The organism is Leisingera sp. XS_AS12 (assembly GCF_041224635.1).
Classification (GTDB): domain Bacteria; phylum Pseudomonadota; class Alphaproteobacteria; order Rhodobacterales; family Rhodobacteraceae; genus Leisingera.
Genome location: NZ_JBGFGM010000108.1, coordinates 51,001 through 66,473 on the forward strand (window position 1 = coordinate 51,001; position 15,473 = coordinate 66,473).

The window sequence follows — 15,473 nt, forward strand, 5'->3', positions numbered from 1 at the left end:
GGACCAGAAACGACAGATGTCCACCGTTGCGCCCTTTCCCGGGCCCGTCAAAGACCCCGGCGCCGCCAATCAAGCGGTGCCGCCACAGCAAACGGCCGAAGCCCCAAGACCTGCATCGCCACGCCCACGTGATCCGCGTCTCGATTTCTATCGCGGTATCGCCATGTTCATCATCCTCGTGGCCCATATCCCCGGCAACCGGTGGGCCAACTGGATCCCGGCAAGGTTTGGGTTTTCCGATGCAACGGAGATCTTCGTCTTCTGTTCCGGGATGGCCTCGGCGATTGCCTTTGGCGGCACTTTCGACCGTCAAAGCTGGTGGTTGGGCACGGCGCGCGTGGTGTTCCGATGCTGGCAGGTGTTCTGGGCGCACATCGGCTTGTTCTTCTTTCTCGCGATGTCGATGGCAGCGCTGGACCTCTATGGCGGCTTCGAGAAAAGCTATGTGAACTCGCTGAACCTTGGACATTTCTTCAAGGATCCGATGACGCAGATCGTCGGCATCTTCACCCTGACCTACGTGCCCAACTATTTCGACATCCTACCGATGTACCTTGGGGTCCTGGTGCTGCTGCCCCTGATGATGGCGTTACACAAGGCCGGAATGTGGGCAGTGGTGACGGCCAGCTGCCTGATCTGGCTCACGGCCAACCCCTATATCCTGGGCCTCGGCCCCAACGGCATTTCCTTCCCGGCCGAGCCATGGTCGGATCGCGAATGGTTCTTCAACCCGCTCGGCTGGCAACTGCTGTTCTTCACCGGGTTCGCCTTCATGAAAGGGTGGCTGCCGAAACCCCCGGTCTCCAGACCGCTGGTGGCGCTGGCTCTCGCCTTTGTTATCCTGTCCGCCCCCTTCGGCAGCCATAAAGTCTTCACCTGGGTGAACGCGGCCAGCCCCGAGTTGGCGCAATTGATCGAACCCGGCCGCGAGGCGATCCGGGAATGGCGCGAGAAGACCGACTTCGGTTTGCTGCGCTACGGCCACTTCCTCGCGCTGGCATACTTGGGCTGGGTTGCGGCAGGCATCGGCGGCAAACGGCTCGTTGCAGCAGGGCAGACAGTCGGTGCGCGCACATGGGCGCTGTTCCTCCGCCTGATCACCAAGGTTGGACAGCAATCGCTTGCGGTCTTCGTGTTCTCGATGGCGTTGGCGCGCTTTATCGGGTTTGCCCTGGACCAGACCGAGCGTGCGGTCCTGACCACCGCCGCGGCCAACCTTGCGGGGTTTGCCCTGATCATCGGTTGCGCCTATGGCGCTGCCTGGTTCAAATCCCAACCGTGGAGGGCGCGCAAATGACTTCGCTCACTCGTCGCTCTTTCCTCACAACCGCCCTGGGTACGACCATACTGGCGGCTCTGCCGATGAAAGGCCGGGCCGATCTCCCCTTTAGCCATGACAGGGTGGTGGAAAAGGCCCGCGCGCTGGCCCAACAGGACTACGTGGAACGCCCCACAGTACCGAAAGACTGGCTCGAACTATCCTATGACGATTACAGAACGCGCTGGTTCCGCACCGCCGACGCGTTGTGGTCTGATACGCAACGCAGCTACAACGTGGACTTCTTCCTGCCCGGCCTCTACTTCCCACGTCCCGTGCAGATCAACACGGTGACCGAGGGGGGAACCGCGCCGGTACCGTTCGATCTGTCCTTGTTCGACAAGTCCGACAAGGCACCAGAGCTTTCGACCGAGGGGCACCTTGGCTATTCCGGACTTCGCCTGCGCACCAATCTGGACACGGCGGACCACAAGACCGAGTTCTGCGTCTTTCAGGGGGCCAGTTATTTTCGCGCCATCGGGATCGGCAACACATATGGGCTGTCTGCCCGAGGGCTTGCGCTGAAAACCGCGGACCCGGAAGGCGAGGAATTCCCCGAATTCATCGAGTTCTGGCTCGAAGCACCGGAGCCGGAGCAGCGCCATTTCATCCTGCATGCCCTGATGGATTCGCCTTCGGTCACCGGCGCCTACCGGTTTCATGTCACCCCGGGGACCAACACCGTGATGGATGTGGAGGCGACACTTTTCCCTCGAAAGGAACTGAAACATGCGGGTCTCGCGCCCCTTACCTCCATGTTCCTGTTCGACGCCACCAATCGCCACCGCTTTGATGATTTCCGGCCCGCGGTACATGACAGCGATGGGCTGCTGGTCGCGAACGGCAACGGCGAAACCCTGTGGAGACCCTTGGCCAACCCCAACCGTTTGGAAGTCTCCTCCTTCGTCGACGAAAATCCGCGCGGCTTCGGGTTGATCCAGAGAGCGCGGAAATTGACCGATTACAACGATCTCGAGGCTCTGTACCACAAACGCCCCAGTCTTTGGGTGGAACCGAAACACGATTGGGGCAAGGGGGCCGTCACGCTTGTCGAAATTCCGGCTGACAAGGAAATCTATGACAATATCGTCGCGTATTGGCGACCGCAGACGCCCTATGCCGCAGGGTCCGAAGTCAACCTCAGCTACCGGCTGAGCTGGGGCGCGGAACCGTCCCTGCCCCTGCCCCGCGTGGTGGAAACCGCAAGCGGCGCACGGATCTTTGGCGGGCCGGGACGGATCATGACCATCGAATATGAGCCGCACCCTCTGCACGAGGGCAATCCGGATGGCCTGACCGTGCATATCCATTCTCCGCACGTTCAAACCACCGACGGCATCCTGCAACGCAACCCGGAAACCGGCGGTCTGCGCCTGGCGTTCTATTTCGATCCCGGTGATCGCGATCATGTGGAATTGCGCGCGCAACTTCGCAAGGATGGCGCCCCCGCGTCCGAGGTCTGGCTTTACAGGTGGACAGCATGACACGGGAGCTTTCCACAGTGCAGTCAACAGAACCAAACGTGGCAACCACGCCCGCTGACAGTCTGATGCCGCCGGAGCAACCTCTGGCCATGCCCGCGCAGGATTTCGCTTGCGAGTTTCATGACAGTGCCGCTCCGGAACAGAAGCCGCCGAGACAGGTGGCCCTCTGGCGGCTGCTGGCCTTCTCACCCGCGATGCTGGCAACGGCCCTGTTGTGCTGGGTCATGCAGGGGTGGTTCGCCGCCGACGGTTTCATGGCGCTCGAAGTGTTGCTGCTGACGCTGATCGGGTTCAACTTCTTCTGGATCGCCTTCACCGTCTCCACGGTTCTTCTGGGGCTCTACGGGCTATCCCGCCGTCCCAGAACACGAAACCTCGGCCCGTCACGCCCAATGAAGGTCGCGTTGCTGATCCCGATCTACAACGAGAACCCCTGGTACGTGCTGGGGAACGCACAATCCATGCTGCAGGATTTGCACGGACGCGGTGGTCAGCACGATTACGAGATGTTCATCCTGTCCGACACCCGAGACGAGATCATCGCGGAACAGGAGCGCGCCAGCGTCGAGGCGCTGCGCAGCATGTTGCCGCCGGGCAGTCGACTGTACTATCGCCGTCGCCCGGACAACGCCGGGCGCAAGGTCGGCAACATCTCGGATTGGGTGCGCCGCTGGGGCGCGGGCTATGACGCGATGCTGGTGCTGGACGCCGACAGCCTGATGACGGGGCGCGCCATTGCCCGTTTGACCGATGCATTGTCACGCGATCCCGGAGCCGGGCTGATCCAGAGCTACCCGCAACTGATCGGTGCGCAATCGGTCTTTGGCCGCATGCAGCAATTTGCCAACGGAGTTTACGGACTGGCGCTGGCCGAAGGGCTGGCGCGTTGGGCCGGTCACGAAGGCAACTACTGGGGCCATAACGCGATCATTCGAACCCGGGCCTTTGCCGCCTGCGCCGGACTGCCGCTGCTGCGGTCTCCTTTCGGGGGCGGCGAAAAGCTGATCATGAGTCACGATTTCGTCGAGGCGGGCCTTCTGCGTCGGGCTGGATGGTCGGTTCGGTTCCTTCCCCGCATCCGCGGCTCCTACGAGGAAACCCCTGCGACACTGATCGACCACATCCTGCGCGACCGGCGCTGGTGCCAGGGCAACCTTCAGCACCTCAACCTGCTGGGCGCCAAGGGATTCCGGGCGATCTCGCGCTTTCACCTGTTCCATGGCGCAATCGGCTATCTGATGGCCCCGGTCTGGTTTGCACTTCTGGTTCTCTGGGCGGTGATCGGTCGAAGCGAAGAAGCATCGGTCATCCGCTATTTCAGTGAAAGCAACCCGTTCCGCCCCAGCTGGCCTGACATGTCGCAACCCAATCACGTGCTGGTCATCGTGCTGATCTACGCCATGCTGCTGGCGCCGAAATTGCTGGCGGCGGTCGCCTTGCCGCTCACCGGGAGCCGGTTCTCGGAATACGGTGGTCCGCTCCAATTCATGCTGTCCTTCCTGTCGGAAGTCGTGCTGGCGATCCTCTATGCCCCGATCCTGATGGTACAGCAGATGATTGCAGTGTTCCGCACCATGCTTGGTTTGCAAAAAGGATGGGAGCCGCAGGCCCGTGACGGCGGCAGCTACGGGGTGCGCACGCTGCTTGTGTGCCATGCGCTCGAAACGATCAGCGGCGCGGCGCTATGGGCAGGGATCCTGTCGGGCGCAGTGTCCTGGTGGTTGGCTCCGATCGCCTTGTCGCTGGCTCTCGCGGTGCCGCTTTCAGCGCTGTCGGGTCTTCGGCCTGCAAACCGCGTCCGCCACTGGATGGCCACCCGGGAGGAGTTCCGGGAGCCCCGCATCACCTGCGCCGCGCGCGCTGCACGCGCCGAGCTGAAGGCCATGCTCGAAGGCGGCCCACGCCATCATACGCCGGCAGAATGAAAGCGATTGCGACGCGCCTCCTCGGGCGCGTCGCGCATTTTTCGCCGTCCTGTAGCTATTCTGCAGGCCAACGCGCCACGGGAAGTTTGCGCGCAATCCACCCTGGCCCCTCTGCCGAGCCCAGCATGCCTTCGGCGACATCGACCACGTTGCTGAACCCCATATCCGCGAGGAGCCGCGCCTGTCGGGCGGAGCGCACTCCGCGCGCACAAATCAGCGCCACCGGCGCATGTTTGTCTCCGCCCAAGGCGGCAAGCAGCTGCGGCTCAAAATCAGCACGCCGCATGTCGATCTGGTGGCTATCCAGAGGAACGCCCGTGGCCCGCCATTCCTTTGGCGTCCGGATATCGACCAGGGTAAGGGCACCAGCCTGCGTTGCCGAAAACGCCTGCGCCGCGCCAAGCTTGGGCTGTTCAGCAGAGTTCGGGCGCTGCCAAAGCGCATAGCCCGCACCGGCCACGACAGTTGCAAGGCCGAGCACGAGCACCCGACGCCGCGACCAGCCGGTGCCATCATCACCTCTCGTGTTCATGTCTCTCTCCATTGCTGCCCCGGACGGACGTTTGCGGATGTCCCGCCACGCCCCCCCCTCCCAAGTAGTAGCCGCCACACCCCGGCCAATCACCAAAAACAGGCATTTTCGGGCGGTCAAGTTCTTGTTATTGCGCCAACGCACCCCAATTATGCCGATGACAAGCGTCCGGCTTGCACGATGGCCTGCGGCATTCCGACCGCAGCATGAGCAGCAAGGGTGGTTCTGAGCGCGAAAATCGCTTAGCACTGACCAAAAACAAGACGCGCGAAAACCGACAGGAGACCTGCACGTGTCCCTTTTCCTGATTGCGGCCCTGCCCTTTCTCGGAGCCGTTTTCCCAGCGCTATTGATCCGCGCTGGACGTAACGCTGCGGCCTCTGCCGCAGGTTTCACCACTCTTTTGGCCTTTGTCGGGCTGATGCTGCACATCCCCGCAGTCTTCCGCGGCGAAACCGTGCAAGCCAGCATAGACTGGCTGCCGGCATTGGGTCTGAACGCCAATTTCTTTCTGGATGGCCTCGGCTTCCTGTTTGCCGCGATGATCCTAGGCATCGGGCTTTTGATCATCCTCTACGCCCGTTTTTACCTTTCGCGCGAAGACCCGATGGGACAGTTCTTTTGCTACCTGCTGCTGTTTCAGGGCGCGATGGTAGGCATAGTTCTGTCCGACAACATATTGCTTTTGCTTGTTTTCTGGGAGCTGACCTCGCTGAGTTCCTTCCTCCTTATCGGCTATTGGAAACATCTCCCCGAAGGGCGCCAGGGCGCGCGAATGGCGCTCGCCGTGACCGGCTCCGGCGGCCTGGCGATGATCGCAGGCATGCTGATGCTTGGGCACATCGTCGGCTCCTACGATCTCAGCGTGATCCTGCAAAACAAGGACGCCATTCAAGCCTCGCCGCTGTACATGCCGGCACTGATCCTGATCCTGCTGGGCTGTTTCACCAAATCCGCGCAGTTCCCGTTCCATTTCTGGCTGCCACATGCGATGGCGGCGCCGACACCGGTTTCCGCCTACCTGCACTCGGCAACGATGGTGAAGGCCGGTCTGTTCCTGATGGCGCGGCTGTGGCCGGTTCTGGCCGGCACGCCGGAGTGGTTCTACATCGTCGCAACCACCGGATTGGTGACCATGCTGGTGGGCGCCGTGATTGCGCTGTTCAAGGACGACCTCAAAGCGCTTTTGGCCTTTTCCACCGTCAGCCACCTGGGCCTGATCACCATGCTGTTGGGCTTCGGGACCAAGATTGCGGCGGTGGTGGCCGTGTTCCACATCATCAACCACGCAACGTTCAAAGCGGCCCTGTTCATGACCGCCGGTATCGTCGATCACGAAGCCGGAACCCGCGACATCAAACGTCTGGGTGGGCTGCGACACCTGATGCCTGTCACCTTTGCCATCGGTACGGTGGCGGCATTGTCGATGGCAGGGATTCCGCCGCTCAATGGCTTTCTGTCAAAGGAAATGATGCTGGAAGAAGCGGCTCATACCAGCTGGTACGGCTCCGCTCTGCTGGTGCCGGTTCTCGTCACCGTGGCGGCGCTGTTTTCTGCCGCCTATTCGTTCCGCTTCATCGCCCATGTGTTCCTTGGCCCCAAGCGCGACGACTATCCCGGGCACCCACATGACCCGAACACCGGCATGTGGATCGGGCCAGCTTTCCTGGTCACCTTGGTGGTGTTGATCGGCCTCGCCTCGGCCAAGATCGCCGGGCCGCTGGTGGCAACGGCTGCCGGTGCCGTGATCGGCGGCGGCGAACTGCCTTATTACTCGCTCAAGCTGTGGCACGGGCTGACACCGGCGCTCTACATGTCGATTGTCGCCGTCATCGGTGGTGTGGTGTTCCTCGCGCTGCACGCTCAACTCACACGGATCTGGACTGCACTGCCGCGCCCCGAAGCCAAGCAGATCTTCGAAGCCCTGGTCCATGCCCTGACCCGCACGGCGCGGGTGGTGACGGACGGGCTGCACAATGGCGCGCTGACGCGATACGCGGCGATCATGGTGACCTTCACGGTGATCATCGGCTATGCCGCCTACCGGGGCGGTACGCTGGGTGCGGCCACGCGTGAGATGCAGACGGCCGGGCTGCTGCCCGTTGTCGGGTGGTTCGCTCTCGTCGTGTCCACGCTTTTCATCGTTGCAAAGCACCGCAACCGCCTGGTTGCCTTGGTGTTGATCGGTGTCGTCGGTCTCGTCGTCTCGATGGCGTTCAACTATCTCTCGGCACCGGATCTGGCCCTGACACAGATCTCGGTCGAAGTGGTTACCATCATCCTGATGCTTCTGGCGCTGAATTTCATGCCCAAGGAAACCCCGGTCGAGACGCCGTTGCCCACCCGTCTGCGGGATGGAGCGATCTCGGTGGTCGCCGGTCTGGGCGCAGGCGGTCTGATCTACGCCCTGATGATGCGCGATTTCGCCTTCCCGACGATCTCGGACTACCACCTGGCCAATTCTTACAAGGGCGGTGGCGGCACCAATGTGGTCAACGTGATCCTTGTGGATTTCCGCGGCTATGACACGTTCGGTGAAATCATCGTTCTTGGCATCGCCGCGATGGTGATCTTTGCCCTCACCGAGGCCGTGCTGAACAGCCGGGTGCGCGCCTATCTCCTCAACCGCAAACCCGATCTGCCGCAGGCTGGCGATGCGCACCCGCTGATGATGGTCGTGGCAACACGGGTGATGATGCCGCTGGCGCTGATGGTGGCGGCCTACATCTTCTTCCGTGGGCACAACCTGCCAGGCGGTGGTTTCATCGCTGGTCTCATCGCCGCCATTGCGATCATCATGCAGTACATGGCCTCCGGCTTTGGCTGGGCAACCGAGCGGCAGCGCTACCCGTATCATGCGATCATCGGGTCAGGCGTCTTGATTGCCGCCGCCACCGGCATGGGCGCCTGGTTCAACGGCATGCCCTTCCTGACCAGCGCCTTTGGATACATCCACTGGGAACCGCTGGAGGAATTTGAATGGGCCACCGCGGCGCTGTTCGATCTTGGCGTCTTCCTCGCCGTGGTCGGGGCGGTGCTGTTGGCTCTTGAAAGCCTGTCGCGCTTTGCCTGGCAACCCGGCATCAGCTCCGAACATGCAATGGACATCAACCCGGCACGCGACGAAGCGGCCAAGACCGGGACGGAGGGATAACAATGGAACTTCTCGTCGCCTCGGCCGTGGGCATCCTGACCGCGGCCGGTATCTATCTGATCCTGCGTCGCCGCAGTTTCCCGGTGATCCTGGGCCTGTCGCTGCTGACCTATGCAGTCAACGTGTTTCTGTTCGCCTCAGGACGCCTGATGTCCGGCGCGCCACCGATCCTCAACAAATACGAGGAGGTTCTGTACACGGATCCCTTGCCGCAGGCGCTGGTGCTGACCGCGATCGTAATCTCCTTCGGCATGACCGCGGTGGTGGTGATGATTGCGCTTGGCGCCTATCTGTCGTCGCGCGATGATCGTACCGCCCTCAACGCAGAACCCGAGGGTTCCGGAGGCGACGCATGATGGACCACTTGCTGATTGCCCCGGTTGTGCTGCCGGCCCTGGTGGCGCCCTTCATCATCATGGCGGTGCGCCACCACATCGACCTGCAGCGAATTTTCTCGGTCGCCAGCGCCGTTTTGCTGGCCGCGATCTCGGTGACACTGGCGGCGAAGGCCGCCGACGGCAGCGTTTACGTCTACGAGCTGGGTGACTGGCCTGCCCCGTTTGGTATCGTGCTGGTCTTGGATCGTCTGTCCGGCATGATGATCGTGCTGACCGCCCTGCTGGCATTGCCAGTTCTGCTCTACGCAATCGGGTCCGGCTGGGACACCCGCGGCAGCAACTTCCACGCGCTGTTCCAATTTCAGCTGATGGGCATCATGGGCGCCTTCCTGACCGGCGACGCCTTCAACCTTTTCGTATTTTTCGAAGTCCTCCTCATCGCGTCTTACGGCCTGATGATCCACTCCGGGGGCACCCGCCGCTTTCAGGCAGGCGTTCAATACGTTGTATTCAACCTCCTTGGGTCCACACTGTTCCTGTTTGCGCTTGGCACGCTCTATGCCGTGACGGGCACGCTGAATATGGCCGACCTCGCGATAAAGGTCGCCCAGATCCCTGCCGAGGAAACCGCCTTGCTGCGCGTCGCCGCAGTGCTCCTGTTGCTGGTCTTCGCGATCAAGGCGGCCCTGCTGCCGTTGCACTTCTGGTTGCCCTCCGCCTATGCCAACGCGCCGATGCCGGTCGCCGCACTTTTTGCCATCATGACAAAGGTCGGTGCCTATTCGATCCTGCGGATCTACACGCTGGTGTTCGGTCCAGAAGTTGAAGCGACCAATGGGCTGACGCAAAACTGGCTCTTGCCCGCGGCGCTGCTGACCCTTCTCACCGGCGCGATCGGTGTGCTGGGCTCGCGCAAGCTGGGGCGCCTTGCGGCGTTCGGCGCGATCTCCTCCATGGGGACATTGCTGATTGCGATCTCGCTGTTCACCCCTGCTGCCACGGCTGCCGCGCTCTATTATCTGGTCCATTCTACCCTGGCGGCGGCACTGCTGTTCCTGGTCGCGGATCTGGTCATCGAGCGCCAGGGACGCTGGATCCTGCCACAGCTGCCGATGCCGCAAACCGGATTGATCTCGGCGCTGTTCTTTGCCGCGGCCATCGCGCTGGCAGGCATGCCGCCGCTGTCGGGTTTCCTAGGCAAGCTTCTGGTGCTGGACGCCACCCGAAACGACACGATGGCGACCTGGATCTGGGGCGTGATCCTGGTGGGCTCGCTCATCACCATCCTGGGGATGGCGCGCGCCGGCTCGCAACTGTTCTGGAAGGGGCACGGCTTGCCGCAGGAAACCGCGGATGAACCTGGGGAAGTGCCCGCTGTGGCCGCACCTGTTGCCCAGCTGCCCTTCGTTGCCTGCTTCGGCCTTCTGTTCGGGCTGGTGGTCCTGACAGTCTTTGCCGGACCGGCAACCCGCTATGCCGAGGCCACAGCTGCGCAACTCTTCACGCCGACGGCCTATATCGAAACCGTACTTGGCACGGAGGCCGAATGACCTTGTTTCGCCGCCTGTTTCCGCACCCGCTGCTCACCCTGCTGCTGACCGTAACGTGGCTTTTGCTGGTCAACGGCTGGTCGCTGAATTCACTCTTGTTCGGCTTGGGACTGGGGATTCTGATCCCCTTTCTGACCCAGGCCTATTGGCCGAACCGCCCGCGGCTGAGCCGCCCTTTGAAGGTGATTGAATATGTTCTGGTGGTTCTGGCGGACATCGTGCAGGCCAATATCATCGTTGCCCGCATCGTCCTGTTCAAACCCAACGCCGAACGCCGCCCTAACTGGATCACCATCCCGCTGGACCTGAAAACGCCCGAAGCGATCACCGCCCTTGCGGGAACCATCACCATGACCCCCGGGACACTGTCCGCAGATGTCTCGGACGAGGGCCACACGCTGCTTGTCCACTGCCTTGATGCGCCCAATCCGGAAGCGGTGCGTGACGAAATCAAGGAGCGCTACGAACGCCGCCTGAGGGAGATCTTCGAATGATCGGAATTGCCACCTATTTCGCCTTTGGCTGTTTCGCGCTGGCGCTATTGATGAACCTCTGGAAGATCGTCACGGCGCCCGATGTCGCCGACCGCATTCTGGCGCTGGATACCATGTTCATCAACGCGATCGCCCTGATGGTGCTTTATGGTCTGGCCCTGGGGAGCGCGATTTTCTTCGAGGCCGCCATGATCATCGCGATGCTCGGCTTCGTGTCCACAGTTGCTTATGCGCGCTTTATCCTGCGCGGAAACATCATCGAGTGAGGGGCGGACATGGACAGCCTGTTTGAATTTCTGGTTTCAGCCTTTCTGGTGATCGCTGGCATTTTCGGCATCGTCGGCTCTTTCGGGCTGCTCAAGCTCGACGACCCGATGTCCCGTCTGCACGCTCCCACAAAGGCCACCACTCTGGGTGTGGGCGGTGTGCTGTTGGCGTCAATGCTGAACGCGGCGGCCTTTGGCGAATATTTCTCGATGCATGAGCTGATGATCACGCTGTTTTTGTTTCTGACCGCGCCGATCACCGCTCATTTCATCGCAAAGGTCCATATCCACCGGCAGGAGACCCGCGAAACCATGCCCGCCGCCGGGGAAGACGATCATTGGGCTACCCATGACACCCCCGAAGACGAGGAACGCCGCAACGCCGCAGCAGATCCCGCAGATCTCTGAGGCCCGCAGCACAGAAAGACTGAGCCCACCATGCACGCCCCTCCTCTGCCCCTGACCCGAGACCTGGTGCTGATCGGCGGCGGCCATAGCCATGCACTGGTGCTGCGCAAATGGGCGATGAAGCCCTTGCCCGGGGCCCGGCTGACCCTGATCGACCCCGGGCCTTGCGCACCCTACTCGGGAATGCTGCCCGGGTTCGTCGCAGGTCATTATCACCGCGAGGAGCTGGACATAGATCTCGTCCGACTCGCACGATTTGCAGGTGCCCGCCTCATATTGGGCGCAGCGGAGCATATCGACACGGTGCAGCAACGAGTGCATGTGCGGGGACGCGCGCCAATTGCCTATGACGTCGCTTCCATCGACATCGGGATCACCTCAAACATGCCCGACCTGCCGGGCTTTGCCGACCATGCGACCCCGGCGAAACCCCTGGATGATTTTGCCGCCCGTTGGCAAACGTTCCGTGAAGAGAGCGGTCCCGCACATGTCGCCGTGATCGGTGGCGGCATCGCTGGGACGGAGCTTGTCCTGGCGATGGCGCATGCCTTGAAATCCCGCGGGCGACTTGCGCAGGCGACGTTGATCGACAGCGACAAGGCGCTGGCGACGGTCAATGATCAAGCTCGGCAGACCCTGCGGCGCGCCATGAGCGCTTTGGGCGTCCGGTTGGAGGAATACGCCTCGGTCGCGCGGATCGAGAAAGATCACATCCGGTTGCAGGACGGCCGCGAGATCCTGTCGGACTTCACCACCGGGGCCGCGGGTGCTCTGCCCTACGGCTGGCTGGAGAACAGCGGACTGGACCTGCAAGACGGGTTCATCCGCGTTGGCCCGACGTTGCAAAGTTCGGCTGCCAATCTGTTTGCAGTCGGCGATTGTGCCCACATGGATCACGCACCTCGCCCCAAGGCCGGGGTGTACGCCGTGCGCCAGGCCCCCGTCCTATTTCACAACTTGCGGGCCAGCCTGACGGGCGACCCGCTGCGCGCATATCATCCGCAAAAGGACTACTTGAAACTCGTCTCTCTGGGGGAACGTCAGGCCTTGGCCGAGCGCTTCGGCCGCAGCTTCAGCGGTCCATTGATGTGGCGATGGAAGAACCGGATCGACCAGAACTTCATGGAACAATTCCGCGAGCTGCCAGCCATGGAGCCGCCGGAACTGCCTGCCGAGCATACTGTTGGCATGGCGGAAGCCTTGGGAGACAAGCCATTGTGCGGAGGGTGCGGCGCCAAGGTTGGTCGCGGTGCACTGTGGTCGGCCCTGGGCGGCATCAAGACCGCGGAACGGGAGGACATAACCCCCTTGCCCGGTGATGACGCAGCACTGTTGACTACGGGCGGGGCCCGACAAGTGATATCGACAGATCATCTTCGCAGCTTCTGCACTGACCCTGCGATGATGACCCGGATCTCGGCGGTGCATGCACTGGGAGACATTTGGGCCATGGGCGCCGAACCGCAAGCGGCGACTGTGAACGTCATCCTCCCCCGCATGTCCCCAGAGCTTCAGACCCGCAGCCTGGCTGAAATCATGGCGGTCGCCAGCGACGTCTTTACCACGGCAGGTGCCGCGATTGTTGGCGGTCATACCTCGATCGGGGATGAGTTGACGATCGGTTTCACCGTGACCGGTCTCTGCCCCAAAGCGCCCATCACGCTCGCAGGCAGCCGCCCCGGTGACGCCCTGATCCTGACCAAGCCGATCGGCTCCGGGGTGCTGATGGCGGCCGAGATGGCCGGCAAGGCAAATGGCGCCTGGGTGGCCAGCGCGTGGCAGCAGATGTGCCAATCGCAAGACATCGCCTCTCAGATCTTGAGACCTGCGTGCCATGCAATGACCGATGTGACGGGCTTTGGCCTGATAGGCCATCTTCTAGGCATCTGCGAGGCCTCATCTGTTGGTGCAGAGGTGTTCACCGACCAGGTTCCCCTGATGCAGGGAGCCAAGACTTTGGCCGAAGCCGGGATCCGCTCTTCTCTTTTCGGCGCAAATCAAGGGGCCACCCCCGAACTGGTGACGCGCGGCTGGAAAGAGCTGCTGTTCGACCCGCAAACTGCCGGCGGTTTGCTGGCAGCCGTGCCCGCATCCGACGCCCCGGCGCTTCTCAGACAGTTGCAGGACGCGGGATACCCGGCGGCAATCATCGGCCGGACCAATTCTGTTGCCGGCGCGATCACCTTGAGCGAGGGACATCCCTGATCGCAACGGTCCAGAATATTCTTGAGACTGGAAGGAGAGATCAGCCGAGAGGCGCCTCACTGCGCCGCCAGAAGCTCCGCCACTTTCCGCGCGGTCTCGTCCAACCCCGTATCGTCCAACCTGTCCGTGTCAAAGCGCGCCAGCACCTTTGCCCCGATCGCCGCCCGCGACTTGCGGTAGGCCGGGTCGTAATGCTCGACCATCAGCGCTTGGGTCAAACCGGCACGGTCCCCGGCCGAAATGCATTTGAACCAGCCATCCACCACGGCCCCGGATCGATGCGCACGCAGGGGCGCCAGTTTTTCGCGCAGGCGGTCCGCATCCGACAAGATGTCGTCATAGGCGCGGACCAGATAGCTGCTGCGCGCCGCCACTGGCGCATGAATTTCCACCCGGGGGGACTTCTTCATGGCCTCCCAAAGGGTCGGCGGGAGGATGCGTTGGCCAATCTTGTTGGACTCCGCCTCGACCAGGACCGGCCGTTTGGGATCCAGCTGCATCAACGCCCAGGCCACGGCCGATTCAAAAGCTTTCTGCGATGGCTGCGGTGTGGACCGCTCGCCCAACAGTGACCCTCGGTGATTGGCAAGCCCTTCAAGATCCAGAACCTGCACGCCAAGCGCGCCCGCGCGCTTCAGGATTTCTGTCTTGGCCGAGCCGGTGTACCCCTCCAACAGAACCAGTCGATGGGGCAGCTCGGTTTCATACATCGCCTGATGCACCAGCCGACGATAGCTTTGATAGCCTCCGGCCACGACCTCTGCCCGCCAACCAATCTGCTGCAGCATCCAGGTAAACGAACCCGACCGCTGCCCGCCACGCCAACAGTAGACCAATGGCTTCCAACCGCCTTCGTGGTGGCTGAGGCTGCGCTCGATGTGGTCAGCGGCGTTGCGAAACACCAGTGCCGCGCCAAGTTTGCGCGCCTTGAACGGGCTGTCCTGAACGTAAATGGTGCCGACCCGCGCGCGCTCCTCGTTGTTCAGCACGGGAAGGTTGATGGCACCCGGGACATGGTCCTCGGCGTGTTCGGCAGGGCTGCGCACGTCGATCACCGTATCGAACCCATGGGCGTAAAAGTCTTGCAATGATGTGAAAGTCAGCGCCATGCCACCGGTGTAATCCGCGATCCCGCGTGGGGGAAGCGGCAATTGATCGCTTCGTGGCAATAAACCTTGCACCCTGCGCGCGACGGGGGCTATGGCAGGAGAAATCACGAAAACCACTGCGCCGCGGACGCATCCGCGGGCCGTAATCGGGAAAATGCCGCGATGGACACCGACGCACTGGACACTGACCCCCTGGATATTCACGCTCTGCCCGGCCATCTGATCCGGCGCCTGCACCAGATTTCCGTTGCCCAGTTCATGGACCGCATGGCCGAGGAAGACATCGACCTGACGCCAGTGCAGTTCTCCGCAATGGCCGCGATTCGCCGCCATCCGGGGATCGACCAGGCCACGGTGGCTGGTCTGGTCGCCTACGACCGGGCAACACTGGGCAAGGTCGTGGACAGGCTGGTCGACAAGGGGCTTGTGGCCCGTCAGATTTCCTCAGTGGACAGACGGGCCCGCGAAGTGCGGCTCACCGACGCTGGCATCGCCTTGCTGGACCGGGTTCTGCCAATCGTAAAGGCGGCGCAGACACGCTTCCTGTCCGGGTTGAACGCGGAAGAGCGCGAGCAGTTCATCAGCCTTTTGCAAAAGGCGACGCTTGCCGCGAATGAACTCAGCCGTGCGCCGCAGCGCGACCTGCCCGAGAACCAGTCCGGCGACCTGACCTAGCGTTCTGACAAACCA

At 62.2% G+C, this 15,473-nt stretch carries 13 protein-coding genes; 11 read left to right on the top strand and 2 right to left on the bottom strand.

Features of this window, described 5'->3' with window-relative positions; translation table 11 throughout:
- Positions 1 to 16: 16 nt before the first annotated feature.
- Genes AB9K35_RS15470 through mdoH form a run of 3 tightly spaced genes read left to right on the top strand, consistent with a single transcriptional unit; the run spans position 17 to position 4,727 of the window.
- Positions 17 to 1,297, top strand: coding sequence for an OpgC family protein (locus AB9K35_RS15470; protein ID WP_369927394.1), 1,281 nt, complete (start codon positions 17 to 19; stop codon positions 1,295 to 1,297).
- Positions 1,294 to 2,802 (top strand): glucan biosynthesis protein, encoded by a 1,509-nt coding sequence (locus AB9K35_RS15475; RefSeq protein ID WP_369927396.1) that lies wholly within the window; start codon positions 1,294 to 1,296, stop codon positions 2,800 to 2,802. Before AB9K35_RS15470 ends, AB9K35_RS15475 begins: the two co-directional genes overlap by 4 nt.
- Positions 2,799 to 4,727, top strand: coding sequence for a glucans biosynthesis glucosyltransferase MdoH (gene mdoH, locus AB9K35_RS15480; RefSeq protein WP_369927398.1), 1,929 nt, complete (start codon positions 2,799 to 2,801; stop codon positions 4,725 to 4,727). The genes AB9K35_RS15475 and mdoH overlap by 4 nt, the downstream gene beginning before the upstream one ends.
- A gap of 55 nt (positions 4,728 to 4,782) precedes the next feature.
- Here the strand turns inward: mdoH and AB9K35_RS15485 are convergent, their stop codons facing one another.
- Positions 4,783 to 5,259, bottom strand: coding sequence for a rhodanese-like domain-containing protein (locus AB9K35_RS15485; RefSeq protein ID WP_369927400.1), 477 nt, complete (start codon positions 5,257 to 5,259; stop codon positions 4,783 to 4,785).
- 292 nt (positions 5,260 to 5,551) lie between these two features.
- On the opposite strand from AB9K35_RS15485, the gene AB9K35_RS15490 reads away from it, so the two are divergent.
- Genes AB9K35_RS15490 through selD form a run of 7 tightly spaced genes read left to right on the top strand, consistent with a single transcriptional unit; the run spans position 5,552 to position 13,674 of the window.
- On the top strand, positions 5,552 to 8,413 hold the full coding sequence (locus tag AB9K35_RS15490; protein ID WP_369927402.1) for a monovalent cation/H+ antiporter subunit A: 2,862 nt from the start codon (positions 5,552 to 5,554) through the stop codon (positions 8,411 to 8,413).
- A 2-nt stretch (positions 8,414 to 8,415) separates the two neighbouring features.
- A complete protein-coding gene (locus AB9K35_RS15495; protein WP_222453774.1) occupies positions 8,416 to 8,769 on the top strand; it encodes a Na+/H+ antiporter subunit C in 354 nt (117 codons plus the stop codon).
- Entirely contained in the window at positions 8,769 to 10,301 is a 1,533-nt protein-coding gene (locus AB9K35_RS15500; RefSeq protein ID WP_369927658.1) for a monovalent cation/H+ antiporter subunit D, read from the top strand. The genes AB9K35_RS15495 and AB9K35_RS15500 overlap by 1 nt, the downstream gene beginning before the upstream one ends.
- Positions 10,298 to 10,795 carry a Na+/H+ antiporter subunit E gene (locus AB9K35_RS15505; RefSeq protein ID WP_369927404.1) on the top strand — a complete coding sequence of 166 codons (498 nt, stop codon included), beginning with the start codon at positions 10,298 to 10,300 and terminating at the stop codon, positions 10,793 to 10,795. The genes AB9K35_RS15500 and AB9K35_RS15505 overlap by 4 nt, the downstream gene beginning before the upstream one ends.
- Positions 10,792 to 11,061 carry a K+/H+ antiporter subunit F gene (locus AB9K35_RS15510; RefSeq protein ID WP_222453777.1) on the top strand — a complete coding sequence of 90 codons (270 nt, stop codon included), beginning with the start codon at positions 10,792 to 10,794 and terminating at the stop codon, positions 11,059 to 11,061. Before AB9K35_RS15505 ends, AB9K35_RS15510 begins: the two co-directional genes overlap by 4 nt.
- Before the next feature lie 9 nt (positions 11,062 to 11,070).
- Positions 11,071 to 11,469, top strand: a complete 399-nt coding sequence (locus AB9K35_RS15515; RefSeq protein WP_222453778.1) for a Na+/H+ antiporter subunit G — start codon at positions 11,071 to 11,073, stop codon at positions 11,467 to 11,469.
- A gap of 30 nt (positions 11,470 to 11,499) precedes the next feature.
- On the top strand, positions 11,500 to 13,674 hold the full coding sequence (gene selD, locus AB9K35_RS15520; protein WP_369927407.1) for a selenide, water dikinase SelD: 2,175 nt from the start codon (positions 11,500 to 11,502) through the stop codon (positions 13,672 to 13,674).
- Positions 13,675 to 13,730: 56 nt separating this feature from the next.
- On the opposite strand, the gene mnmH is transcribed toward selD, so the two are convergent.
- On the bottom strand, positions 13,731 to 14,783 hold the full coding sequence (gene mnmH / locus AB9K35_RS15525; protein ID WP_369927659.1) for a tRNA 2-selenouridine(34) synthase MnmH: 1,053 nt from the start codon (positions 14,781 to 14,783) through the stop codon (positions 13,731 to 13,733).
- 162 nt (positions 14,784 to 14,945) lie between these two features.
- On the opposite strand from mnmH, the gene AB9K35_RS15530 reads away from it, so the two are divergent.
- On the top strand, positions 14,946 to 15,458 hold the full coding sequence (locus tag AB9K35_RS15530; RefSeq protein WP_222453781.1) for a MarR family transcriptional regulator: 513 nt from the start codon (positions 14,946 to 14,948) through the stop codon (positions 15,456 to 15,458).
- Positions 15,459 to 15,473: the final 15 nt, after the last annotated feature.

What these genes read in the sequence shown, in the direction of transcription:
- AB9K35_RS15470 (WP_369927394.1), top strand. Translation starts at nt 17, where the DNA reads ATGTCCACCGTTGCGCCCTTTCCCGGGCCCGTCAAAGACCCCGGCGCC.
- AB9K35_RS15475 (WP_369927396.1), top strand. Translation starts at nt 1,294, where the DNA reads ATGACTTCGCTCACTCGTCGCTCTTTCCTCACAACCGCCCTGGGTACG.
- mdoH (WP_369927398.1), top strand. Translation starts at nt 2,799, where the DNA reads ATGACACGGGAGCTTTCCACAGTGCAGTCAACAGAACCAAACGTGGCA.
- AB9K35_RS15485 (WP_369927400.1), bottom strand. Translation starts at nt 5,259, where the DNA reads ATGAACACGAGAGGTGATGATGGCACCGGCTGGTCGCGGCGTCGGGTG.
- AB9K35_RS15495 (WP_222453774.1), top strand. Translation starts at nt 8,416, where the DNA reads ATGGAACTTCTCGTCGCCTCGGCCGTGGGCATCCTGACCGCGGCCGGT.
- AB9K35_RS15500 (WP_369927658.1), top strand. Translation starts at nt 8,769, where the DNA reads ATGGACCACTTGCTGATTGCCCCGGTTGTGCTGCCGGCCCTGGTGGCG.
- AB9K35_RS15505 (WP_369927404.1), top strand. Translation starts at nt 10,298, where the DNA reads ATGACCTTGTTTCGCCGCCTGTTTCCGCACCCGCTGCTCACCCTGCTG.
- AB9K35_RS15510 (WP_222453777.1), top strand. Translation starts at nt 10,792, where the DNA reads ATGATCGGAATTGCCACCTATTTCGCCTTTGGCTGTTTCGCGCTGGCG.
- AB9K35_RS15515 (WP_222453778.1), top strand. Translation starts at nt 11,071, where the DNA reads ATGGACAGCCTGTTTGAATTTCTGGTTTCAGCCTTTCTGGTGATCGCT.
- selD (WP_369927407.1), top strand. Translation starts at nt 11,500, where the DNA reads ATGCACGCCCCTCCTCTGCCCCTGACCCGAGACCTGGTGCTGATCGGC.
- mnmH (WP_369927659.1), bottom strand. Translation starts at nt 14,783, where the DNA reads ATGGCGCTGACTTTCACATCATTGCAAGACTTTTACGCCCATGGGTTC.
- AB9K35_RS15530 (WP_222453781.1), top strand. Translation starts at nt 14,946, where the DNA reads ATGGACACCGACGCACTGGACACTGACCCCCTGGATATTCACGCTCTG.